This is a genomic window from Rheinheimera soli (assembly GCF_031457405.1).
Lineage (GTDB): Bacteria > Pseudomonadota > Gammaproteobacteria > Enterobacterales > Alteromonadaceae > Pararheinheimera > Pararheinheimera soli_A.
Genome location: NZ_JAVDWR010000002.1, coordinates 217,033 through 241,662, shown reverse-complemented (window position 1 = coordinate 241,662; position 24,630 = coordinate 217,033). Strand labels below are relative to the sequence as shown.

The 24,630-nt window shown below is 47.3% G+C and carries 18 protein-coding genes; 13 read left to right on the top strand and 5 right to left on the bottom strand.

Annotated elements, in window-relative coordinates; all coding sequences use genetic code 11:
- Window positions 1-123: 123 nt before the first annotated feature.
- Both J2W69_RS05760 and J2W69_RS05755 read right to left on the bottom strand, forming a co-directional pair.
- On the bottom strand, window positions 124-1,029 hold the full coding sequence (locus tag J2W69_RS05760; RefSeq protein ID WP_310275500.1) for a porin: 906 nt from the start codon (window positions 1,027-1,029) through the stop codon (window positions 124-126).
- Between the two features lie 207 nt (window positions 1,030-1,236).
- Window positions 1,237-2,970 carry a phosphoethanolamine transferase family protein gene (locus tag J2W69_RS05755; RefSeq protein WP_310275498.1) on the bottom strand — a complete coding sequence of 578 codons (1,734 nt, stop codon included), beginning with the start codon at window positions 2,968-2,970 and terminating at the stop codon, window positions 1,237-1,239.
- Between the two features lie 335 nt (window positions 2,971-3,305).
- Here J2W69_RS05755 and J2W69_RS05750 point away from each other — a divergent pair, with 335 nt between their 5' ends.
- Window positions 3,306-5,903 carry a TonB-dependent receptor gene (locus J2W69_RS05750; protein ID WP_310275496.1) on the top strand — a complete coding sequence of 866 codons (2,598 nt, stop codon included), beginning with the start codon at window positions 3,306-3,308 and terminating at the stop codon, window positions 5,901-5,903.
- Window positions 5,904-5,983: 80 nt separating this feature from the next.
- Here the strand turns inward: J2W69_RS05750 and J2W69_RS05745 are convergent, their stop codons facing one another.
- Window positions 5,984-6,916, bottom strand: coding sequence for a sensor domain-containing diguanylate cyclase (locus J2W69_RS05745; protein WP_310275495.1), 933 nt, complete (start codon window positions 6,914-6,916; stop codon window positions 5,984-5,986).
- A gap of 142 nt (window positions 6,917-7,058) precedes the next feature.
- Entirely contained in the window at window positions 7,059-7,688 is a 630-nt protein-coding gene (locus J2W69_RS05740) for a TetR/AcrR family transcriptional regulator (RefSeq protein ID WP_310275493.1), read from the bottom strand.
- Window positions 7,689-8,155: 467 nt separating this feature from the next.
- Between J2W69_RS05740 and J2W69_RS05735 the strand changes: the two genes are divergently transcribed.
- From J2W69_RS05735 to J2W69_RS05710, 6 genes are all read left to right on the top strand, one after another.
- Window positions 8,156-9,412 carry an efflux RND transporter periplasmic adaptor subunit gene (locus tag J2W69_RS05735; protein ID WP_310275491.1) on the top strand — a complete coding sequence of 419 codons (1,257 nt, stop codon included), beginning with the start codon at window positions 8,156-8,158 and terminating at the stop codon, window positions 9,410-9,412.
- Between the two features lie 9 nt (window positions 9,413-9,421).
- Window positions 9,422-12,601 (top strand): efflux RND transporter permease subunit, encoded by a 3,180-nt coding sequence (locus tag J2W69_RS05730; RefSeq protein WP_310275488.1) that lies wholly within the window; start codon window positions 9,422-9,424, stop codon window positions 12,599-12,601.
- On the top strand, window positions 12,594-14,033 hold the full coding sequence (locus J2W69_RS05725) for an efflux transporter outer membrane subunit (RefSeq protein ID WP_310275486.1): 1,440 nt from the start codon (window positions 12,594-12,596) through the stop codon (window positions 14,031-14,033). Before J2W69_RS05730 ends, J2W69_RS05725 begins: the two co-directional genes overlap by 8 nt.
- 527 nt (window positions 14,034-14,560) lie before the next feature.
- Complete coding sequence (locus J2W69_RS05720) at window positions 14,561-15,712, top strand: PepSY-associated TM helix domain-containing protein (RefSeq protein ID WP_310275484.1); 1,152 nt, start codon at window positions 14,561-14,563, stop codon at window positions 15,710-15,712.
- Window positions 15,712-16,170 (top strand): hypothetical protein, encoded by a 459-nt coding sequence (locus tag J2W69_RS05715; protein WP_310275483.1) that lies wholly within the window; start codon window positions 15,712-15,714, stop codon window positions 16,168-16,170. The genes J2W69_RS05720 and J2W69_RS05715 overlap by 1 nt, the downstream gene beginning before the upstream one ends.
- A gap of 75 nt (window positions 16,171-16,245) precedes the next feature.
- Window positions 16,246-17,259 carry an alpha/beta hydrolase family protein gene (locus J2W69_RS05710; protein ID WP_310275480.1) on the top strand — a complete coding sequence of 338 codons (1,014 nt, stop codon included), beginning with the start codon at window positions 16,246-16,248 and terminating at the stop codon, window positions 17,257-17,259.
- Here the strand turns inward: J2W69_RS05710 and J2W69_RS05705 are convergent.
- Window positions 17,256-18,266 carry a GGDEF domain-containing protein gene (locus tag J2W69_RS05705; RefSeq protein WP_310275478.1) on the bottom strand — a complete coding sequence of 337 codons (1,011 nt, stop codon included), beginning with the start codon at window positions 18,264-18,266 and terminating at the stop codon, window positions 17,256-17,258. The genes J2W69_RS05710 and J2W69_RS05705 overlap by 4 nt on opposite strands.
- A 176-nt stretch (window positions 18,267-18,442) precedes the next feature.
- On the opposite strand from J2W69_RS05705, the gene J2W69_RS05700 reads away from it, so the two are divergent.
- The 6 genes from J2W69_RS05700 (at window position 18,443) to J2W69_RS05675 (ending at window position 24,573) form a co-directional block, all read left to right on the top strand.
- Window positions 18,443-18,871 carry a YybH family protein gene (locus tag J2W69_RS05700; protein ID WP_310275476.1) on the top strand — a complete coding sequence of 143 codons (429 nt, stop codon included), beginning with the start codon at window positions 18,443-18,445 and terminating at the stop codon, window positions 18,869-18,871.
- 9 nt (window positions 18,872-18,880) lie between these two features.
- Window positions 18,881-19,225, top strand: a complete 345-nt coding sequence (locus J2W69_RS05695; RefSeq protein WP_310275474.1) for a YciI family protein — start codon at window positions 18,881-18,883, stop codon at window positions 19,223-19,225.
- A gap of 229 nt (window positions 19,226-19,454) precedes the next feature.
- Window positions 19,455-19,862, top strand: a complete 408-nt coding sequence (locus J2W69_RS05690) for a YciI family protein (RefSeq protein WP_310275472.1) — start codon at window positions 19,455-19,457, stop codon at window positions 19,860-19,862.
- 4 nt (window positions 19,863-19,866) lie between these two features.
- Window positions 19,867-21,114, top strand: coding sequence for an RNA polymerase sigma factor (locus J2W69_RS05685; RefSeq protein ID WP_310275470.1), 1,248 nt, complete (start codon window positions 19,867-19,869; stop codon window positions 21,112-21,114).
- A gap of 112 nt (window positions 21,115-21,226) precedes the next feature.
- On the top strand, window positions 21,227-23,338 hold the full coding sequence (locus J2W69_RS05680) for a RecQ family ATP-dependent DNA helicase (RefSeq protein ID WP_310275468.1): 2,112 nt from the start codon (window positions 21,227-21,229) through the stop codon (window positions 23,336-23,338).
- Window positions 23,338-24,573: a DNA-processing protein DprA gene (locus J2W69_RS05675; RefSeq protein WP_310275465.1), complete on the top strand. Its 1,236-nt coding sequence runs from the start codon at window positions 23,338-23,340 to the stop codon at window positions 24,571-24,573. The genes J2W69_RS05680 and J2W69_RS05675 overlap by 1 nt, the downstream gene beginning before the upstream one ends.
- The last annotated feature ends 57 nt before the right edge of the window (window positions 24,574-24,630 follow it).

The following is a 24,630-nucleotide window of genomic DNA, read 5'->3' as shown; positions in this document are numbered from 1 at the left end:
GCTTTGTATTCATCATAACCAAGCATTTACAATTTAAGTAGTCACTTAGCGCTCAAACTATGGTTTTTATCTCAGACAACAAAAAGGCAGCCACCTGGCTGCCTTGCCTATTTAATATTGGGCTCAGAACTTATGTTCGATACCCACAGCCAGATAATCGCTGTCGACTTTGCTGTCAAAATCAAAACTGGTATACCAGCCAAATAACTTGGTGTTTTTACCCAATTTATAATCAGCACCAACGGAAATACCATGGTCATCTTCTAAGGTCTGGTATTGAGCTTTTAACTCCCACTTATTCAGCGGGTAAGCCAGACTTGCCAAATAACCGTCAGATTTTTCACCTGTTGCTACTGCTTTCTGCTGTTGCACCATGGCACCCAACTTAAAATCAGCGACTTTAAACTGCACTGTGCCCCGGGTTGTATCATAACCATTGATTTCACTATCCAGGGCTACTGCTGCATACCAACTGGAGTCTTTTAAACTGTCGTCGCCGTACACTAAAGCATAAGACTGCGCATCCTCGGCATCAGCGTCATCTTCCATCACATAACTGAGCACCAGCTTAAAACCCTGAAAAGACGGTGAGGTATAAGCCAGCGAATCGCTCATCCGGTTTTCGCCTTTCCACAAGGTTTTGATATCGGCTTCATAGTCACCGAATAAATCGACTTTGCCTTGTGATACTTTCAGTGCTGTATCATGACGACCTGCAGTTACAGTACCAAAAGCACCGGCCAGGCCAATAAACTGGTCCCGGGATTTGATATTTTTTTCGTTGGCTTCATCTGAAGGGTCAACTTCCCACTCCAGTTGGTACACCAGGGTTAAATCGCCGTCCAAAGCATAATCACCTTTAATACCAAAACGGGAAGCATTACTTTTTAATTCACCGAACGATCCTTCGCCCTCATCGGACTGTTGTGCTGAGACGTTAATTTTTCCGTAGATTTCCCAGTCTTTTGCCTGGGCGGTAGCAACACAACTTAAAGCCAATGCAATACTTATAAAAGTTTTTGCAAACATGATTTTATCCTTTTCAGGTAGGGACTTAGGGCTAACAACAGAAGCTCTGTTTAGCTGAATTATAACCATTGGGCGCAGAAATCCAGCCGCTGAGCCCATTTATTTATTCATCGTCCATCGTGGGCTATTGAAATATGACAATAAAGCTTCCGATACATGACGTTTCGGAGTCTATTTTATGACTTTTAAATGACAGTATTATGACAGTCATTCAGGAGCTTTAAGCTCCTGACAAACTCCTACCCTTTTGGCTTTATCAAAATCCAGTCCCTGCTGCAGCAGCCGTGGAGATACACGCCATTCAGAATTTACCCAGCTTCTGCTAAGCCTTTGATCCGGATATTGAATATCTGCAAGGTCAAGCAAGCTATGAAAAATACTGCTGGTCATTAAGGGTTGCTGGCGACGTTGCTCAGCCAGTGCTTTTTTCTGAGGATAAAGTTGATTGTATTCATCAGAGGTCCAGAGCAGAGACGCCACTCTGTAATCACGTTCGGTATTATGACCATGGCCACTTTTGTCACACTGACCATCAAAAATATTTTCACCGTGATCCGATACGTAAAACAAAGTACTGATACTTTGAGTTTGCTCTAACTGCTTAATCAGAGTGAACAAAATAAAGTCGGTGTAAGCCACACTATTGTCGTAGGCATTGTTCAGCAGCACTTTGGATTTTTTATTGTGCATACTGATAGCTTGCCCTTTGCCCGAAGGTGTAAACAAATCAAAAGCTTCAGGGTAACGGTCAGCATAACTAAAATGACTGCCAAGGGTATGCAGCACGATCAGCTGTCTGGCATGGTTTTGTTTTAATACAAGTTCCACTGCAGGCAAGAGTATCTCGTCGTAAAAACCTTCTTGTTTATAGCCTACAGGGTTTAAATACTGAAGCTGATCAGCTTCGCTGGCGTGCAAAGCGATGGATGAGTCATGCACTCCCAAAGGACTTTGAGTAGACAGCCAGGCCGTACTGAAACCAGCTTCTTTGAAGGCTGCGACCAGAGAGCTTTCTGTCGGAAAATAACGCTGGTCCACAGGGCTTTTCCTGGAAATAATCACCGGCACAGACATGCGGGTCCAGGCCCATGGACTGACCATATCAGTGAAACTGATCACATTTTTTATGCCAGCCAGACGGGGCGTAGTGGCTCTGTTGTAGCCATTGAGCTGCAATCTGTCCGGCCTTAAGGTTTCCCCTATCACCAGTACATAAATTTGACGGGCCTGTGGTACTTCAGTTTGTTTCGCGGAAAATTTAAACAAAGCAGTGCTGTCTGCAACATCCGCCACAGCTTGTTTTTGTTTGGCAAATTCGTTCAGCGCCAGCAACATATTCAGCGGATAAGTGGCATGAAACTTTTCATAGCTGTAAGGCAAAGGCCGTTGCATAAACACATTTTCTTCCGGATTGCTACGCTGTTTGGCTTTATTGATTTGCTGATACTGCCACTCATTCCAGCCCAGACTTGCCAGCACACCACTACCTATCAGCCAGACGACAGGGCGCACACCAGCTTCCCAGCGCCAGTGACGTTGCCAGGCGCTGCGCACCAGATACCACCACAACAGCAGAATAGCGAGCACAGCCAAAGCTAAAAAAACACCAACCCCGGTCAGATAGCCCAAAGCTTCACTCAGGTCGGTTTCTGCCACTATGGCAATGACATGAGCATCGGTATTTTTCTGATAGGTCAAAAGGTAAAACACTTCCTGCGGTACCAGCACAGCCGCAGGCAAGAGCAAGACTAAAGCTGGCCATAAAGAACGGAATAACGATAACACCAACAGGTAACACCAGACCGCCGCTATCAGTTTCCACTGCAAATAAGGCACAAAATCCTGTTCTGGCCATTGCACCAGCACAGGCGACAACAACACCAAAGCAAAGAGTGTGAGTCCAAAAACACGAAACAACGAATGCAGTAACGACGAGTTCACCAAAAAGCCTCCTGGCTTAAAAATCAAAATGCAGCTGGTCTTAAAAAAATGGATTCTGAGCGTATTTTGTAGTTCTTACCAGAACTGTTGCAAAGGAAAAGGCAGTGAAGTCAGTTGAAGTAATTCCAGTCTCCGAAGCCTTTTAACACACAAATCAGATCATTTTACAGACAGAAAAAACACCACAAAAACACAGTTATTACATAAATTACACCTTATTACCCCATTTACAAACGGAGTCCGTTTGTACTATATCTAGGACGCTCGCTTTGTCGGGTACTTATAACACTTATAAAGAATGCAACTACTAAAATCCAGCTAGGAAGCCAGAAAACATGAAGAATAACAAAATCATACAATTAAGCCGTTGCGCTATAGCCGTCAGTGCTGTGTTATTCAGCGGACATAGTTTTGCTAAGCAAGCTGAAGAAGGTAAAGAGGTCGAACGTATAGCAGTAACCGGTTCTCATATTAAAAGAACGGATCTGGAAGGCCCTTCACCTGTCACCATTATAAGCCGTGATGATATCGACAAATCAGGTTTTGATAACCTGCAACAGTTACTGGAACGCCTTCCGTCTGCAGGCTCAGGTAGTTTTTCGACCAGAGGTAACAGTCAGGACTCTACGGCCAACGGTGCTGCAGCTGTCAGTTTAAGAGGTTTTGGCGCTGATGCGACCCTGGTGTTAATTAATGGCCGTCGTGTAGCCAGCAGCCCTTTTGCTGAAGGTATAGTCAACAGCTTTGTGGATATTAACAGCATCCCAATGGCTGCCATTGAGCGTATTGATATCTTAAAAGACGGCGCATCTGCCATTTATGGCTCTGACGCAGTGGCTGGTGTAATCAATATTATCTTGCGTAAAGACTATACAGGCACAGATTTAACCGCAGGTTATGGTGGCACTACAGGTCCTAATTATCATGAAAAAACTTTTTCTGTAGTCTGGGGGGCAGGCGATGACAAAAGTAATGCAACGCTGATCCTGGACTATTTTAATAACTCGCAAATCGACAACTATGAATTAGGCCGTTTTGGCACCGCCAATCAAACCCCTTATGGCGGCATGGATTTCCGCTCATCAATGGGTTATCCCGGTCGTTTTATTGTCGATGGCGTGGTGACTATAGACCCAGGTTGCCCTGCAGCTCAGCGCAATGGAGCCACCTGTGTGTATGACTATGGTCCGCACTCTATTGCGGTGCCCGAAGCAGAGCGGATTGGTGCCATCCTCAGTATGAATCGTGATATCAACAACGACGTTGAGCTTTTTACTGAAATTGCAGCCCAGCACAATATCTCAGCTGCTGGTGGCGCAGCCACACCTCTAAATGAAGGCGCAGGTTTAACTGTGCCAGGCACTCACCCAAATAACCCTTTTGGCCGGGATGTGCAAATCAGCCGCTACCGCACTGCAGATGCAGGCAACAGACGTTGGGATATCACCTCGGATACATTACGTGTATTAGCAGGGGTACGCGGCAACATCAACAACTGGGACTGGGAAACCGCTGTACAAAAAGGCCGTAGCGCGTCCACTCAAACCGGTGATAAGTCACAAGGCTGGATCCGTACCGACTACCTGCAGCAAGAAATCAATGCGGGCCGCTATAACCCTTTTGGTGGGGTGCAAAACCCACAATCTGTCATTGATGCTATTACGACAAATTTAGTGCGTCGTGGTAAATCCCATATGACTTCAGCCGATGCCCGCATCAGTGGTGAATTATTTGACGTCAGCCATGGTGCTGTGTCTTTGGCCGCTGGTATTGAATACCGCAAAGAAGACGCCTCAGATGTTCCGGACGATCAATTCCAGCGCGGTTTGATTTTTGGCACTGAATCTGTATCAGCTGCAGCCAGCCGTTCACAAAAAGCGGCTTATATCGAAATTTCTGTGCCTCTGTTAGAAAATCTGGAAATGCAGCTGGCTGAACGTTACGACCATTACAGTGATTTTGGTGGTACAGCCAATCCAAAAATAGCATTTCACTTTACACCAACGGATGACTGGTCACTGCGGGCTTCCTGGAGTCAGGGTTTCCGCGCCCCATCGCTGGCTCAAGTTGGTTTAGGCCCATCAGAGGAATCTCAGTTCTTTACCGACACCTTCCGCTGCCCAACACCTGATGTAACAAATCCGGCTTGTGCTTCAACGGATTACACCATTTTGTTTGCTGGTAACCCGGATTTAGAAGCAGAAGAGTCTGAAAGCTGGAATATAGGTGCCATCTGGCAAGTCACTGATGATTTGGACTTCAGTGTGGATGTCTGGAGTATTACGCAAGACAACAAAATTGACGAAGTTCCGTTTGGTGATGTTTATGCCGCAGAATGTGGTAACCAGAACAGCACCATCTGCGTGCGCCGCGCTCCGCTGCCAGGCCAGACACTGGGTGAACTGGACAGAATTAACAATACCTTCTTTAACGTCAGCTCTCAGGAAGCAGAAGGTATCGACTTATCCGCTCGCTACAAGATGGATTTAGAGAGCATGGGTAAACTGAAATTTAATCTGGAATACACCTATCTGAGCAACTTTGAAAAAGATGGTCAGGACTACACCGGGGAATACCGCTACCCACAACACCGCTGGACAGGCACAGCGGACTGGTCGTTAAACGACTGGGGCGTATCGACAGTGCTGAGCTATATTGGTGAGTTTGAGGATACACCTGATATCGACTTTGACGGCACCTTAGACTTTGAAAGCAACGAATCACGCAAAGTCAAAGCCCAGTTGCTGGTAGACGTTCAGGGGTATTACAACCTGAATGAAAAAACTAAACTAACCATAGGTATTAATAACCTGTTTGATAAGGAACCTCCTTTTGCCATAGGTGATGGCGATGGTGACTTGTATGGTTATGTCACCAGTATGTACAACCCTCGTGGTCAGTACATTTACGGTAAAGTAAATTACAAGTTCTAAAGTCTGACACTAAACAAGGGCCTGCGGGCCCTTTTGTCAAAAAGACAAAAAGACAAAAAGACAAAAAGTATCAAAACGCATTATTCGCTTAAAAGAGCAAACAACTCAGCTCTGTTGCGACCATTACGTTTGGCCATATAAAGCGCTGAATCGGCCTGCAAATACAACTCCTCAAAATTGCTTTCGCCGTGAGTTAACGCAATACCAATAGAGGTAGTTACACATAACTCAGCACTGCCCGCTTTTATCGGATAATCTGCCAGGATCACCCTTACTCGTTCAGCCACATGCAGCGCTGTTGCCGGATCCGTTTCCGATAAAAACACTGCAAACTCTTCCCCGCCTATCCGGCCAAAAATATCGTATTCACGCAATGCTTTTTTAACGCGGTTGGCAGTGGCCTTGAGTACTTCATCTCCGGCCTGATGACCGTAAGTGTCATTCACTGATTTAAAAAAATCTAAGTCCAGCAGTAACAAAGCGGCAGGTTGCTCATTACGCTGGCAGCGCGCCAACTCGGCTTCCACTGAATCTACAAAACAACGGCGATTCGCGACTTTGGTCAGCTCGTCTGTCAGAGCTAACTCACTTAAGCTGGCGACTTTGCTGTACAGTTGATGCTCCAGCACTTTCTGCTTGGTTATTTCTTTGGCCTGGATCAGCATTTCACCTGAAGGCAAAATTTGTTCAGAGAACAAAAACCAGCGGCCATCCGTTAAATCCACTTCAAACAATCGAAAAGGGTTTTGCCGCCGTTTTTGCTGCGCCTGAGCCAGCCACTCTTCTATGTTGTCTGCCTCAATCCGGATGCCTTTACGCTCTTCAAAAGCAAGCCGCATCAGATCGTCAAACGAAATACCAAGCATCTTGCGCTGATCCTGATAAAAAATATCGCAGAAAGCCTGATTGCATCCCAGCATTTTGTCGTCGGCCGTTAAAACGGCATAACCGTCAGTACAGACGTCTATAAATTCCAGTAGCTTTTGCTGAAACTGCGGCGAAGAGAATGGCATAACAACCTCAGGCGCGGGTTTTGATTGTTAAACACTAGCAGAGGTGTAAAGGAGTGCCAACGAAGATGATATAACTTGATTTTGATAAGAGATTTAAATAACAAAGGGACATTAAATGTCCCTTTGTATCAAGCTGTATCCATTAAAACTCTGGCCGTTTACCAGGCCAGGCAGCAAGTACGGTTTCTGCTACCTGCTTTAACTCAGCGCAATTAGCACCACTGGTGGCCTGCACTGCCATGCCCTGAAGTACGGCAAGTATATAACGTGCCAAAGCAGCAGGTTCAGCATTAGCTGGCAAATCGCCTTCTGCTTTCGCCTGCTCCAGACGAGAGCATAAAGCCACTTCGCCAGCACGACGTTTGGCAATCAGCGCTTCTTTGACAAAAGTGGCGGATTCGCTGCAGGCCAAAGCCCCCTGCACTATGACACAGCCCGGAGGATTATCCGGATCAGCATTGGTGCTGGCTGCACCACAGAGCATATGCTGCACCACTTCATAAGAAGTAGCCCGCTCCAATGCCGGGTAGAAAAACGCGCAAGGGCGGTTTTCATACAGTTCAATAGTTTTTAAAAACAGCTGTTCTTTATTGCCAAAAGCGGCATACAAACTGGGTTTGTTAATGCCCATGGCTTCACATAAATCGGGCAAGGATGCGCCTTCATAACCTTTACGCCAGAAAACTTCCAATGCCTTTTGTAAGGCCTTCTCCATGTCAAAAGCGCGCGGGCGTCCCACTGTAGGCGCTGGTGTTACCCCTGTTGCTGACATTTCAAACTCCGGATTAAAAACGATGACCTAGCTTAAACTGCTTGGCAGTACTTGTCCAGAAAGGAATACTTACCAGTCGGTACATTATTGTATAGAATAGCAACTTATCTTGACAGACCAGTTATCTGGCCTGCTTCTGACTTCGTAACCCTGGGTAGTTTTAGGCAATACAGCGCGGCTTTTGGATATTCAGTAAACACTGCACAGATTTTATGCTGTACCTGCGTGAACAAAGCTTCCGGCAGCAGTACTGCTCACCAACAAAACTGCAGCTTATAACCAAAGTTTTTCTGCTCAGTCCAAAAGGTTCTTTAGTTTTTTACCAACCAGTACAAAATAATGATTGACTCTGAATTGAACTTCTATATATTTACCGACCAGTACAAAACTAACAGATGAAACTAGTTTGTACAACATTAAGTTGAAACCAAATCTCTTTATTGACCCAATTGAACGAGGAAAACGTCATGAGCAACAACACTATCCGAACCTTTGTACTGGGAAGCATAGCCGCCTTAGTGTTATCAGCTTGTGGCACGCCGGAAGCTGCAGCACCTGGCGCTATGGCAGCACCAGAAGTCAATGTGGCGACAGTAGTACATGAAAAAATTACTGAATGGGATGAGTTTACCGGTCGCTTACAGGCGCCTGAAACCGTCACTCTAGTACCAAGGGTATCAGGTTATATCGAACAGGTGTTTTTCACTGAAGGCGCTTTAGTCAAACAAGGCGACCTGCTGTTCCAGATTGATGCTCGTCCTTTTGCCACTGAAGTCGCACGCTTAAAAGCTGAATTAACCAATGCTGAAACAGCGCAAAAACTGGCCGACAATGATTACCGTCGTGCTGAAGCCTTGAAAAAACAACGGGCTATTTCTGAAGAAGTATTGGATACCCGCTTAAGCCGTAAATTGCAATCAGCTGCCACTGTGGCCTCTGTCAAAGCCGCATTACAGCGCGCTGAACTGGACTTGTCTTTTACCCAGGTTAAAGCCCCTATTTCAGGCCGTGTTTCTTATGCACAAATCACGGCGGGTAACTTTGTGCAGGCTGGCAGCAGCCAACTGACGACTTTAGTCAGCACCAGCACTATGTATGCGTACTTTGATGCAGACGAACAAACCTATCTGAAGTATGTGCAACTGGCCGCTGATGGCAACAGAGCAGAACAACGCACAGCCCACAATACGGTGTATATGGCACTGGCAGGTGACAGCGACTTTGGTTATGTCGGCAGCATCGACTTTATCGACAACAGCATCAATGCTCAGACCGGAACCATCCGTGCCCGCGCCACCTTTGAAAATGTGGATAACAAATTAATCCCTGGTTTATTCGCCCGTTTAAAACTGGTCGGCAGCAATGCGTATCAGGGCATTTTGATCGACGACAAAGCCATAGGCACAGACTTAAGCAATAAATTTGTACTGGTGGTCAATAACGAAAACCAACTGGAATACCGCGCTGTCACTTTAGGTGAAAAGGTCAATGGCCTGCGTATTATCAGCAAAGGTTTAAATGCCTCAGATCGTATTGTGGTCAATGGCCTGCAACGTGTACGTCCTGCCATGACCATTCAGCCGAAACAGGTAGAAATGGCCACTGCACAACAACTTTCCGCTTTAAAAGCAGAGCAACAGCAGTTAGAAGCAGACAGCAAGCTGGAGCTTACCGCTGCGGCTGAGCAAGTAACTGCTGCAGAACAAACAGTGAACAAGGGTTAAGGAACGGCTATGTTATCGCAATTTTTTATCAAAAGACCTATCTTTGCCGCTGTGCTGTCGCTGCTGATTTTTATCGGCGGCGCTCTGGCAGTCTGGCAACTCCCCATCACTGAATACCCTGAAGTGGTGCCACCTACTGTGGTAGTGACGGCCAACTATCCGGGTGCTAACCCAAAAGTCATAGCAGAGACTGTCGCCTCGCCTTTAGAGCAGGAAATTAATGGTGTCGAAGACATGCTGTATATGTCTTCGCAGGCCACATCTGATGGCCGTATGACCTTGACCATCACCTTTGCTATAGGCACAGATGTAGACCGGGCTCAGACACAAGTGCAAAGCCGGGTTGACAGAGCCAGGCCTCGCCTGCCGCAGGAAGTACAACGTTTAGGTGTAGTGACCGAAAAGTCATCACCAGACTTAACCATGGTGGTGCATTTAACCTCACCGGACGACAGATACGATATGTTGTATTTATCGAACTATGCGGCGCTGAACGTCAAAGACGAATTAGCCCGCATTGAAGGTGTAGGCGCTGTACAATTATTTGGTGCCAGCGAATACAGTTTACGCATTTGGCTGGACCCAAATAAAGTTTCAGCTGTAGGTTTATCGCCTGCGCAAATTATTGCGTCTATTCGTGAACAAAACCAACAGGCTGCAGCAGGTTCTTTAGGTGCTCAACCTGCAGGTGACAGTGATTTCCAAATTCTGATCAATGTGAAAGGCCGTTTAACCACAGAACAGGAATTTGCAGACATTATCGTCAAAGTAGGCGAAGACGGCGAAGTGACCCGTATCCGTGATATTGGCCGGGTGGAATTGGGTGCTCAGTCTTATGCTTTGCGTTCTTTACTGAACAATAAAGACGCAGTCGCTCTTCCTATTTTCCAGGCATCTGGTTCAAACGCTATTCAGATTTCTGATGACGTGCGCGCCACTATGGCTGAACTGTCCAAAGGTTTCCCTGAAGGTTTAACTTACGATATCGTCTACGACCCTACTGTATTCGTGCGTGGTTCTATTGAAGCTGTCGTAAAAACCTTGCTGGAAGCTGTGTTGCTGGTTGTGCTGGTGGTGGTGTTATTCCTGCAAACCTGGCGCGCTTCAATTATTCCTTTAGTGGCAGTGCCTGTGTCTCTGGTCGGTACCTTTGCCTTTATGCATCTGCTGGGCTTTTCACTGAACGCTTTATCCTTATTTGGTCTGGTATTAGCCATAGGTATAGTGGTGGATGACGCCATAGTAGTAGTAGAAAACGTTGAGCGTAATATTGCTGATGGTTTATCTCCTATGGCCGCCACGCAAAAAGCCATGAAAGAAGTGACAGGCCCTATAGTTGCAACTACCTTAGTGCTGGCCGCTGTGTTTATTCCTACAGCTTTTATGTCAGGTTTAACAGGCCAGTTTTATAAGCAATTTGCCTTAACTATCACTATATCCACCTTTATCTCAGCACTGAACTCATTAACCTTAAGCCCTGCTTTGGCGGCTCTGTTGTTAAAACCTCATGGCTCTAAACCTGATGCCTTAACCCTTGTACTGAACAAAGCTTTTGGCAGCTGGTTATTTGACCCTTTTAACCGCCTGTTTAACAAAGCGTCCAAAGGTTATGGCCTGATGGTTCGTAAAGTGATTCGTTTTGGTGGCATTATCGGTATTCTGTACATTGGCTTAGTGGGTTTAACTGCAGTGCAGTTCCAGCAAACCCCTACAGGTTATGTGCCAGGTCAGGATAAACAATACTTAGTAGCTTTTGCTCAGTTACCGGACGCTTCTTCTTTAGATCGTACCGAAGCTGTGATTAAAGAAATGTCCCGTATTGCGGCAGAACATCCTGGTGTGGCGAACTCTATCTCCTTCCCTGGCTTGTCGATCAATGGTTTTACCAACAGCCCAAGCGCAGGCATAGTTTTTGTTGGTTTGGATGACTTTAGCGAACGTGGCTCAGCTGAATTATCAGGCAATGCGATAGCCGCCGCTTTAAACCAGAAGTTTGCTGGTATTCAGGACGCCTTTATCGCCATATTCCCGCCGCCACCAGTCCAGGGTTTAGGCACCATAGGAGGTTTCCGTCTGCAAATTCAGGACAGAGCCAATATGGGGTATGAAGAACTGGCTGCAGTGACCATGCAAGTGATGCAAAAAGCCTGGGCTACTCCTGAACTGGCCGGTGTGTTCTCCAGTTATCAGGTGAACGTACCCCAGCTGGATTTAGACATAGACCGTACCAAAGCCAAACAACAAGGCGTCAATCTGGATGAGATATTCCAGACGCTGCAGGTCTATATGGGCTCGGCTTATGTCAACGACTTCAACCAGTTTGGCCGGACCTATCAGGTCAATGTGCAGGCGGACGAGCAATTCCGTCAGGATCCTGAACAAATCCGTCAGCTAAAAGTGCGTAATAACGCGGGTGAAATGATCCCGCTGGGCTCCTTCATTAATGTGAAACACTCAGCTGGTCCTGACCGTGTGATGCATTACAACGGCTACACCACGGCCGAAATTAACGGTGGTCCTGCTGCCGGTTACAGTACAGGTGAAGCTCAGGCTGCTATTGAAAAAATTCTGGCTGAAACCTTACCTGTTGGCATGACCTACGAGTGGACAGAACTGACCTATCAGCAAATTCTGGCTGGTAATGCTGAACTGCTGGTGTTCCCGCTGGTGATTTTGCTGGTGTTTATGGTGCTGGCCGCTCAGTACGAAAGCTTAACCTTACCTCTGGCTATTATCCTGATTGTGCCTATGACCTTGTTGTCAGCCATGACGGGTGTCTGGATCTATGGCGGTGATAACAACATTTTCACTCAGATAGGTTTGATAGTTTTGGTGGGGTTAGCGACGAAAAACGCCATCTTAATAGTTGAATTTGCCAAAGAGCTGCAGGACCACGGCATGAACACTATGGATGCCATTCTGGAAGCTGCCCGATTACGTTTGCGTCCTATTTTAATGACCTCCATCGCCTTTATTATGGGTGTGGTGCCTATGGTGTTCTCAACAGGTGCAGGTGCAGAAATGCGTCAGGCCATGGGTGTGGCCGTATTCGCCGGTATGATTGGCGTCACTATCTTCGGTCTGATTTTAACCCCGTTGTTTTATTACGCTCTGGCCAAACGCCGTGATCGCCAACTGGCCCAAGGCACTTCAAAAGTTACAGCAACTGAGGAAACTCATCATGCGTAAAACTCTTCGTTTAACCGCTATCAGTATGGCATTAGCTTCCTTGCTGTTTGGCTGTGCTTCAGTAGGCCCAAGCTATGCAGCCCCTGCTGCAGCCAATCAGCTGCAACTGCCTGCTGAATATAAAGCCGCAGATAAAGCCCAAAACTGGTGGCAGCAGTTTAATGACCCTGTGCTTGATCAACTGATCGAAAAAGCCTTGCTGAATAACCAGACCTTAGCTGCAGCAGAAGCCAACGTAAAACGTGCTTATGCTGCCTTTGAAGACAGCGACAATGATGGCTGGCCTCGTATGGATATTACGGCCAGTCAGCAAAACAATCAGATCCCTGATAGCGCCGCGCAAAATGCAGGACAAATTCAGCGTCAAGCCCGTTTGGGTGGTGCTTTGAGCTGGGATTTAGACTTATTTGGTAAACTGCGCCGCGCATCCGAAGCGGCCAATGCCAGAGCACAAGGGGCTGAACTGGCCTGGCAGGAAGCCAAAGTGCAGTTGTTAGCTCAGGTCGCCGCCAGTTATGGCGACTACCGCGGTGCTCAGCTGCGTTTAACTGTAGCCGAACAAAATCTGGGGAATTTGCGCCGCACCAAGCAGATTATTCTGGCACGCCGTGACGCTGGTTTCGCTTCGGATTTGGAAATCAGCCGTATCGACGCGCAGATGTATCAGTTGCAAAGTACTCTGCCGCAGTTTCAGTTTGCCAAAGCTCAGGCTAACGCCACTATAGCTGCTTTAGTCGCGCAGCCTGCGGAGCAGTTTGTGGTCGATGGCTCTTTGCTGAAAGGTGAAAAGCAAAGTCTGCCAGAACTGACAACACCTTTGTCTTTTGTCAATCAGCACAACTACCTGAAGTTCAGAACTGATGTAGCTGTCGCCGAACGTGAACTGGCCGCCAGCACTGCAGATATTGGGGTAGCCACAGCAGAGTTGTACCCGGAAGTGTCTGTTACTGGTTTTTTAGGTTTTATTGCCAGCCCTGGCCTGAGTCTGGGTTCGCAAAACGAAGCCTGGAGCATAGCCCCCAGTTTGCGCTGGCAAGCCACAGAGCTGAGCTCAATTCAGGCCCGTATTCGTGGCACTGAAGCATCTCAGCAAATGGCCTTTGCCCGCTTCCAGCAGACAGTGTTTGATGCCTTGGCGCAAATGCAGACTTCACTGCACGGTTACAGAACCAGCCGTGAGCAGCAGTTAAGCGCGCAGCAACAAGTAACAGCCACTGAACAGGCCGTGCAGCTAACACGGGCTCAATACGAAGCTGGCACCACTGAGTTTCTGGATTTACTGGACGCCGAACGCGACTGGTTAGCAGCCCGCGATCAGCAGGCAGCATTGTCGACTCAAAGCTTCCAACGTTTAGTCTCTGTCTACCGTGCCTTTGCTGGTGGTTTAGAACTGGAGCAAGGCACTGCACAAATAGCCTTAGTGAAAGAGTAAACAATTTGAAGGCAGGCTCCCCGCCAGCTTTCATTAAAGAGTAACTTTTTGGGCGTCCGGTTAGTCCCATTCCCAACGGACGCCCTTTTTTTCTAAACAGTTAGCTTTATTTAGTGGTCTGTTTTACAAAAAATCCAACTACTTCTCCCCTCCCCTTAGCCGCAAGCCGTTCAAAAATGGGTGGCCAAGGTTTTAAGACGAGGAGTGTTTGAGCGAGGAGCGGTAGCGACGAACGAGTTGCCGAGTCGCCTTGGACGCACTTTTTTGAGCGGGCTTTCGCAGCGGCCAGGGTCGCCTTTTCTTTGGATACTTTCTTTTGGCGACGCAAAAGAAAGTATCTCGCCAACGGCGAAAGCGTTAAAAATGCCGCTTCATATGCCTCAACCTGAATCCTTATATGTGCATCGCTAAAGTAAAAACACAGGCCGTGTTGCTACCACCAATCACCGCAAGACCATTGATAACCATTCTTATCCGCATTATTATTGGTACCGTTTTCATTATTCATTGATAAGGCTGAACGTCCGGTGTTTAAACTCAAACAACGCTTCTGGTTTTTATTGCATGGCTGGGTAGGTTTACCTGTCTGGCTTATTTTTTGCGCTGTGTGTTTAACGGGCACCATTGCTGTCTTTAGTCATGAGCTGACCTGGCTGACCAACCCCAATGCCAGAGCAGAAAATCCACAAAACTTGCCTGTGAAACCAGCCACTGAACTGATTGCAGCGGTAAAAACTGAAGTGCCTGACGCAGAAATTGGTACTGTGATGGTGATGGAACCTTATCTGGTGAATGCCATTGTGTTCTCCACAGCTAAAGCGCCTTTTGGCATCGCTTATGTAAACCAGTACACAGGCAAAGTGCAGGAGCTGAATTATGGCCTGAATTTCATCAGCTTTATGCGTGCTTTGCATGGCTGGTTACTCTTTCCATGGCAAAGTGGCTACAGCCTTGGCTATTATCTGGTCAGCGGTATGGCACTGTTGATGCTGACGTCTTTAATCACAGGTTTAGTGATTTATAAAAACTTCTGGCGCTCTTTTACCCAACCTAAAGTACGGCTGAATCAGGGCCGAAAAACCCTGCTGACCGACTTACATCGTTTAGCTGGTGTCTGGTCAATCTGGTTTTTAGTAGTGATGAGTCTGACCGGGTTATGGTATCTGGTACAAGCGATTTTATGGCACAACGACATAGAGTTTTCCCACGAAACAAAAATTCTGACGGCAGCTGAAGTGCCGGCCGCAGGTCAAAAGCAGACGCCACCTTATTCTTTAGAAGACGCCCTGGTGATTGCCAAACAAACTCTGCCAGAGTTGCAACCTGCTTATATTGCCATGCCAGAACACAACCGTGATTTATACCGTATTGCAGGTTCTGGCGATTCGATATTTTTTGATCAGTATTCTTATTCTGTGGCAGTAAACCCCTGGACAGGCCAGGTGACTGATGTGCATACACCTGAGCAAATGGGCGGTCTTGAAGTGCTGAGTCATATTGCTGACCCGCTGCATTACGGCACTTTAGGGGGCATTTGGACCAAAATGATCTGGTTTCTGTTTGGTTTATTATTGTCCGGTATGTCGATCACTGGTTTTATGATTTGGGGCAGTCGCACCGTCAAAGCTGCCCGCGCAGAACCTGTTGTCAGTTACAGTACTACAGAGGTAAATTCCTGATGGCTCAACGCTCAGACACCTGGTGGCAACGTAATAAATTTAAGCTCAATGCTTTAGTGCTGATTTTGCCATTCTGGTTTTTATACGACTCTTTAAGCCCGGTGTTTCCGCCATCCTGGCCGACTCAGAAAGTGGGAGCTTTTGAAGTCACTCCAACCCCTCTCACCAACGACGCGCCATACCAGCATCATGGCGATTGGGTCAAAGATTTCAGCCTGCAATTTTGTGAAGGTTGTGTCGCCAATATCCGTCAGGCTTATATGGCGGTAGCAGCAGAGCAACCAGCCATCGAAGATTTTGCCAAAAGCGATTTGAGTATTTTGCATGGCAGCTCTTTTGCTCAGCATGTGCATGCAAAAGCAACAGCTCAGCCTAAAGCCGGTGATAAAGTCTGGTTACTGATTGAAGACTGGCAGGGCCAGCTGCATGTAGGTTCATGGGATTGGCCACAATCTTAACTTTTGTTACAAAACCAAGCACAAATTGACCTGCTAAAGCGTTACACTCAGACAGTTTTATTTACGAGGTTAGCTATGAAACTGTTTTGGTTCGTTTTGCTGCTTGGTTATTCTGCTCAGAGCACTGCACTGAGCTGGCCGGGTTTTGCCAAACAGCAGTCTTGCCTCGAGCTTTACCCCACTTATCAGCAGCTGGTTGATGAGGTCCGCACTTACACGCCCTGGTACAGCTTGGATCACTGGTTAATGCCCTGGTTGCTGCCCAAAGATCAATTCGAAGTCACCCAACACCAACTGCATTGCGCTCAACTGGAATACCAATCCGATAATCTGTTGGTTCAGGCCTGGGGTTTACAACCTAATAGCAAAAGCACAAAAAAAAGGCCTGTGATTATTTACAACAGAGGCGGCAATGCAGCTTTGGGCAGGTTGGATTTTGTCTCAGTATTACGACAACTTAGTCCTTTGGCACAGCAGGGCTTTATAGTGCTGGCCAGCCAGTACAGAGGTTCAGTCCCTAAAGATCAACAGACCTATGGCAAAGATCAGTTTGGTGGTGATGACGTGAATGACATTCATCAGTTGATTGAGCTGGCCAAACAGCTGCCAGAAGCCGACGCCGATAATATTTTTTTATACGGTATCAGCAGAGGCGGCATGATGAGTTATCTGACGGCACGACAACGCGATGATATTCGCGCTATGGCCATTACAGCCGCGCCCACAGATTTAGTCACTGAACTGCCCCGTTTGCCGGAAATGGAACTTATTTTCCGTAGCCTGATCCCCAATTACGATCAAAACAAACAACAGGAACTAGAACAACGCTCTGTGTTGTATTGGGCAGAGGAATTACCTGCCAGTTTACCTGTTTTATTAATGTATGGCGGCGAAGACCAAAGAGTTCATCCGGAAAATTCACAGCGACTGGCGGCTAAACTGACAGAACTGCAGCGCCCGGTAAAACTAATTGAATTTACCGATGCTGATCATTTATTAACTGACTATAAAGAACAGGAACGTGAGGCTATGTTGCAGTGGTTTCGCCAGCACCAGCAGAATGAGCAAAAAGCAGCCACAGCTCCTTAACCAGCAATCTCGACTCTGTTTCGTCCCAACTCTTTGGCTTTATATAAAGCTTGATCCGCGCGTTGTAACAACAGCTCCAACGCGCTTTCCACTGAACTTGCAATACCTATACTTAAACTGCTTGCTAAACCTGATTGCTGCATCTGCTGCTTAAATTCATGCTGTACCCGTTGTGCCAAATGCAATAAACCTTGTGCATCTGTATCCGCAGCAGCCAATACAAATTCATCGCCGCCTAAACGACAGGCAATATCACTTTGTCTGGCCACCGCCGCCAACACATTGGCTAAATGCTGCAAGGCCTGATCGCCGGTTTCATGGCCATGTTGATCGTTCAGTTGCTTGAACTCGTCAATATCAATCATCATCAACGCCAGGGCTGTCCCTTGAGTTTGCGACTGCAACTGATACTGTTCAAATTTGGTTTGAAAAGCCCGGCGGTTATCCAGGCCTGTTAACTCGTCGGTATGAGCCAGATTCTCCATTTGCTGTGCCTGTTGGTACAGCTTATCTATGGTTTTTTCTGCCACTTTGACCTTTTTTTGTTGCAGTTGCATTTGTTGGTCCAATGCCATCTGGTAAGCGATTGCATCTGCAATCAGCTTCAGGCTGATTAACGTATGGTCTTTAATAACCACAAGGTTGTTACTGGCACCACACAAAGTACCTATGGTTTTACCTTCAGATAACACTGGCAAAGCAAAAAAACTTTGCATCCCTAAAGCCACACCTGCTGATCCGGGAAATAGCTCTGGCACTGCATCTGACTGCTCCAGTTTTGCATCAAACAACAAACGGCACATCGAATCGGACCATGCAACCACAGCACCTTCCTGTACCGGAACACTGAGTTGTCCTTCCACGAGCACCACTTGCTGGGTCAGAGCTTTCCAGTCAATACGGGTTATAAAGGTGGTATTCAGCCCTGTTAAATGTTGCACCAATAGCAACAAAGGCCGGGCTGCTTGTTCAAGAGCTACACTGGTATAAAGTTGACGTTGCGGCATAACGACTCTGATGGGCTGCAAGATGTAAGATCCCTTGTAGCACTGTTTTCTCCCTGATGTGCAATTACTACGTCGCTTTAGCTCTGTTGGAGCAAATAAAAAATATTTTTTTCAGGCTGTCGAATTCATTCAGGTCAGACCGACTACTCAGTGAATCAACCTAAGGAGAACACAACATGACTCAATCCATTCAACAGTTATCAGCACAATGGGCAGCAGCAATCGCCAGCCAGAATATGGAACAGATCATGGCTTTTTATGCCGAGGAGCTGATTGCTTATGACGCTGTCGCTCAATTGCAGTTTATTGGTAAAACAGCTTACAGAACCCATTGGCAACAATGCATGGAATTTTGCCCTGGTGGTCATTCTAAGTTTGAACTGCGCGATTTAAACATTCTGCAAAACGACCAACTGGCATTCAGTCATGCGCTGGTGTACTGCGAAGGCAGCAATGAAAAAGGCGAAACTCAGGGCTGCTGGATGCGCCTGACACAAGGCTGGCAGATGCAACAAGGCCAGTGGCGTATTATTCATGACCATTTTTCTGTGCCTTTTGATATGGTCTCAGGCGCCGTATTATTTGAACTAACACCAGATGCTTAAGGAGCAGCGATGAAATATTTATGTTTAGTCTACAGCGATGAAAAGCTGCTGCACTCCTTGCCCGACAGCCCCAAAGACGAAGAATGTTTTGCTTATGCCGCATCAGTGCAAAACAGTGGCCGTATGCTGGCCGCCGAAGCGCTTCAGCCGATAGATACAGCCACTACAGTGCGGGTTCGCGCTGGCAAAACCTTATTAACCGATGGGCCTTTTGCTGAAACCAAAGAGCAACTGGCTGGTTTTTATCTGGTGGAAGCCAAAGACTTAAACGAAGCTATTCAACTGGCAGCTGGTATTCCGGCGGCCCGGGTGGGTTCTGTTGAAGTTCGGCCTATACGGCAACTGGAGGTATAATATGGAGTTTATGCTACTGATGCCAACAGCGATAACCAGCCGAAGTTCGGTACCACCACGCCAACTGGAGGTATAAGATGGAGTTTATGCTACTGATGCCAACAGCGATAACCAGCCGAAGTTCGGTACCACCACGGCAACTGGAGGTGTGATATGGAGTTTATGCTACTGATGCCAACAGCGATAACCAGCCGAAGTTCGGTACCACCACGGCAACTGGAGGTATAAGATGCGCTTTATGTTACTGATGATCCCTAAAGGCTATGAAAGCGCAGCACCAGGCGCTATGCCTGAAGCCGCAGCTGTAGAAGCCATGATGGACTACAACAGAAAACTGCAGGACGCTGGTATTTTGATCAGCTGTGAAGGTTTACATCCGCCTTCTATGGGAGCCCGCGTTAGCTTTACCGCAGGCAAACCGCTGGTCACAGACGGTCCTTTTACTGAAACCAAAGAAGTGCTGGGTGGTTTTTGGATGATTAAAGTCAATTCCAAAGCTGAAGCTATCCAGTGGGCCAGTTTATGTCCGGCTGGTGATAACGAAGTGATTGAAGTACGGCAAGTTCAGGACATGGAAGATTTCCCTGAAGATATACAGCAGATTGCCGCTGACTTCGCCAGCATGCAAAGCTCGTAAGCTGTTGAATAGCCAGGTTACAGCCGAAGCTATTTCGGCTTTATACCAACAAGAAAGCCGCAGGGTGCTGGCCACCCTGATCCGGCTTTTGGGTGACTTTGAGCTGGCCGAGGAAGCACTGCAGGAAGCTTTTGCCTGCGCTTTACAGCAATGGCCCAGTGATGGATTACCAGAACAGCCCAGAGCCTGGCTGGTCTCCACAGGGCGATTTAAAGCCATAGATAAAATTCGCCAGCAGCACACCCAGCGTAAATATCAACAGCAATGGCTGTTTGAACAGGATGAAGACATCGAAGCTTTTCAGGCCGATGAAGTAAATCATCAAAACTGGCAAGACGATGAGCTGCGGCTGATATTTACCTGCTGCCACCCGGCTTTATCCACCGAAGCCCAAATCGCTTTAACCCTACGCGAAATTTGTGGTTTAACCACAGAGCAAATTGCCAAGGCTTTTTTAACCAACCCTGTCACCATAGCCCAGCGTATAGTACGGGCGAAAAATAAAATCCGTGACGCTGCCATTCCTTATGAAATCCCAGTTCCAGAGCAATTACCAGAGCGGCTGGATGTTGTGCTTAAAGTCATTTATTTACTGTTTAACGAGGGCTATAGCCAAAGCTCGGGCGACCAGCTGTTGTGTGCAGAGCTTTCAGCTCAGGCGATACGGTTGGGTTATTTATTGCTGGAGTTACAACCCGATACTGAAACCATGGGTTTATTGGCCTTGTTGTTATTGCAGGAATCGAGGCGTACTGCCCGCATCAATCAACAGGGTGATTTGATAGTACTGGCCGATCAGGACAGAAGCTTGTGGGATCAAGCCTTGATCCAACAAGGGGTTCAACTGGTCGAACGATCTTTAACAGGTCGCCGTATTGGCCCTTATGGTCTGCAGGCCGCTATTGCCGCCCTTCATGCCGAAAGCCCAACTGCAGCAAGCACCGACTGGCCACAAATTGTTGCTTTGTATGATCTGTTGTATCGCTTTGAAGCATCGCCAGTGGTGCTGTTAAACAGAGCTGTAGCCATCAGTATGGCGCAAGGCCCGGCCGCTGCATTACCGCTATTGTTGGCGCTGGAACAAAGTGGCGAATTATCACAGTATCACCTGCTCGACGCTGCTTTAGCCGATATACACCACAAGCTGGGCCTGACCCAACAAGCCCGGTTTTATTACCAGCAAGCCCTGAGTAAAACCAGCCAACAGGCAGAACAGCGTTTTTTGCAACAGCGGTTGGAGAGTCTTAGTTAGCTTCGATAGTTAATCATTACTTTCGCCTTCAGCAGCTATAGTTATTAACTATTCGATAACAATAGTTCATCTGAGAACACAAGCTGGCTCACTAAAAGGCAAAGGATTGAAAATGACCAGACAACAGGCAGAACTTTTATTGAAAACTGCGTTGGCAAATCCGGCTGCTCAGTTTCGGGATGGTCAATGGCAAGCTATTGACGCTTTGGTTAACCAAGGCCAAAAACTCTTAGTAGTGCAGCGCACTGGCTGGGGTAAAAGTTCGGTTTATTTTATCAGTACAAAAATATTCCGTGACCGTCACATGGGACCGACCATTATTGTCTCCCCTTTGTTAGCATTAATGCGTAATCAGATAGAGTCAGCCCAACGATTGGGGCTGGTAGCTGAAACCATGAATTCAACTAATGTGGAAGACTGGCGTTCTGTCACTGCCCGTGTGCTGGCTGATCAGGTGGATTGTTTACTGATTTCTCCAGAACGTTTAGCCAATGACAGTTTTATTGAAACCGTGTTAACCCCTATCGCCGATCGTATTGCCTTGATGGTGATTGATGAAGCTCACTGTATCTCCGACTGGGGGCATGATTTTCGCCCTGACTATCGCCGTATCGTCAATATCTTACGCCAGCTGCCGGCTCATACCCCAGTGCTTGGCACTACAGCTACAGCCAATAACAGAGTAGTGGCTGATATTCAATCCCAGTTGGGTGATATCCAAATCCAGCGTGGGCAACTCAACAGAGAAAGTTTAGCGCTACAGACCATGTGGATGCCAGATCAGGCCTCTCGTCTGGCCTGGCTGGCACAAGTAATACCTGCGTTGCCGGGCACAGGTATTGTCTACACTCTCACCATCAGAGACGCAGAGCAGGTGGCCTTATGGCTGAAGCAAAATGGCATAAACGCCAAAGCCTATCATGGCAGCATCGAAGCCGAAGGTTTTGAAAACAGTAACTTGTATCGCCAACAGCTGGAAGAACAGCTGCTTCGCAATCAATTAAAAGTGCTGGTTGCCACCAACGCTTTGGGTATGGGGTATGACAAACCAGATTTGAGTTTTGTGATCCACTATCAAGCCCCCGGATCTATAGTGGCTTATTATCAGCAAGTGGGCCGTGCCGGCAGGGGTATAGCTAGTGCCATGGGTGTACTGATGTCAGGTGTTGAAGATCAGGATATCCACGAGTTTTTCCGCCACTCTGCTTTTCCAGGAGAAGTTCAGGTGAATGAAATTTTACAGGCCTTAGCGCTAAGCGATGGTTTAACTATTCGTGCTCTTGAAGAAAAAACCAACCTGCGACAAACGCAAATTGAAAAAGTATTAAAGTTGCTCAGCGTGGAAAACCCTGCACCTGTGATCAAACTAAAAAGCCTGTGGCGCAGAACTGCTGTTGCTTACCAGATGGATCAAACCCGAATGCAGCACTTAACAGCGCAGCGTGAACAGGAATGGCAGCAAATGCAAAGTTATCTGACCGAGCCCGACTGCAAAATGAATTACCTGCGTATGGCTCTGGATGACAGTCAGCCTGAACCCTGTGGCAAATGCAGTTCATGCCTTGGTTATCCGGTAATCAACTCTATTCCTGACGCCTTGCTTGCACATCAGGCGGGGATTTTCCTGAAACAAGCAGAAATAGTATTTAAACCGAGGAAACAAGTGGCACCTTCTAAGGCTGACACAGCACGAGCGTTTCCAACCTATCAATTTCCACGTTTATTGGGCGAACTCGCCGCAGAAGAAGGCCGGATATTATCCAGATGGAATGATGCGGGCTGGGGGAAAACAGTAGCAGCAGGAAAACATGGCGGACACTTTAGTGACGAACTGGTTCAGGCCATGGCCGATATGATCCGTTTGCGCTGGCAGCACAGCCCTGCTCCTGCCTGGATTTGTGCTGTTCCTTCATTGCGGCATCCGTATTTAGTGCCTGATTTTGCATTCAGGCTGGCACAGCAATTACAGCTGCCTTTTTTCAACCTGGTAGAAAAAGTCAAAAATAATCAACCGCAAAAGGGCCAGCAGAATAGTTTTCACCAATGCCGTAACCTGGATGGCGCTTTTTCAGTTCATCAACCCATACCAAATGGCCCTGTTCTTTTGATCGATGATATAGTGGACTCAGGCTGGACACTGACAGTGATCGCAGCATTACTCAGACAACACGGCTGTGGGCCTGTTTACCCCGCAGCTTTAGCTTCGACTTCGGTACATGATTAATGAATTTATCCAGTGCAGCCCAGGCCATTTTGTTGCTCACTTGCTACTTTGGCAAAGCCAGTAATGAGAATGTAAAACCATTAAGCAATGGTGAGTGGGGACGTTTTGCCTTATGGCTGAAGGACAAGATGCTATCCCCGGCCGACTTATTGGTAGCAAACCCACAGCCCTTGTTAGCAAGCTGGAATGATAACCGCATTACTACCGAACGTATTTTGTTGTTATTAGGCAGAGGTCATAGTCTGGCTTTGGCGATGGAGAAATGGCACAGAGCTGGCCTATGGGTGCTGACTCGTTCAGACTCTGATTATCCAAAACGCCTCAAAATCAGGCTGAAAAATGACAGCCCTCCTGTACTCTTTGGCTGTGGCAACAAAGAGTTACTTCATAGTGGCGGCTTAGCTGTGGTGGGTTCACGTAATGCGGTGCAAAGCGATCTGTTGTTTAGCCAACAGGTTGCAGCCAAAGCTGCTACAGAAGCAGTGACAGTGGTATCAGGTGGCGCACGTGGGGTAGATGAAGCAGCTATGCTTGGGGCGCTCAGTCAGGGGGGTACAGTGACAGGTGTGATGGCAGATAGCTTGCTTCAAGCCGCAACCAGTGCCAAATGGCGTCAGGCTCTGATGGATGGCAAGTTGGTACTGGTATCGCCTTTTTATCCTGAAGCTGGCTTTCATGCTGGCAATGCGATGGCAAGGAATAAGTATATTTATTGCCTGGCCGATAGTGCCTTAGTTGTCCATTCAGGCCCAAAAGGCGGCACCTTAAATGGTGCCGAAGAAAACCTGAAACACCAGTGGGTGCCACTCTGGGTAAAACCTACGACAGACTCAGAGGCAACAAACAGTCTGTTAGTGACAAAAGGTGGCCACTGGTGCCAGGCTGATAGTCAGTCTTTTAGCACTGATATGCTGCTCTCTTCACCAGTACACGCAGCTATGGAACACAGTGTTCAGGAAGAACAGCAGCAATTATTTGCCCCTATGCAGCAGAACACAGCTGAACTCAACTTTACAGGCACAACGGAACAACTTGCTGTTACTGATTTTTATAGATTTTTTGTGATTTCGTTATCAAAACTGGCTGCACATCCTGTCACGGCAGAAGAGCTATCGGCCCGCACTTTATTGCATCCATCCCAGCTGAACCAGTGGTTACAACGGGCTGTGGATGACAAACAACTGATCCAAATGCAAAACCCGGTGCGTTATCAGTATATGAAAAACAGCAGATAAAAAAACTCCCGTGCCACAAGGTACAGGAGTTTTTTTTGCTCACCCAACAGAAGCCGT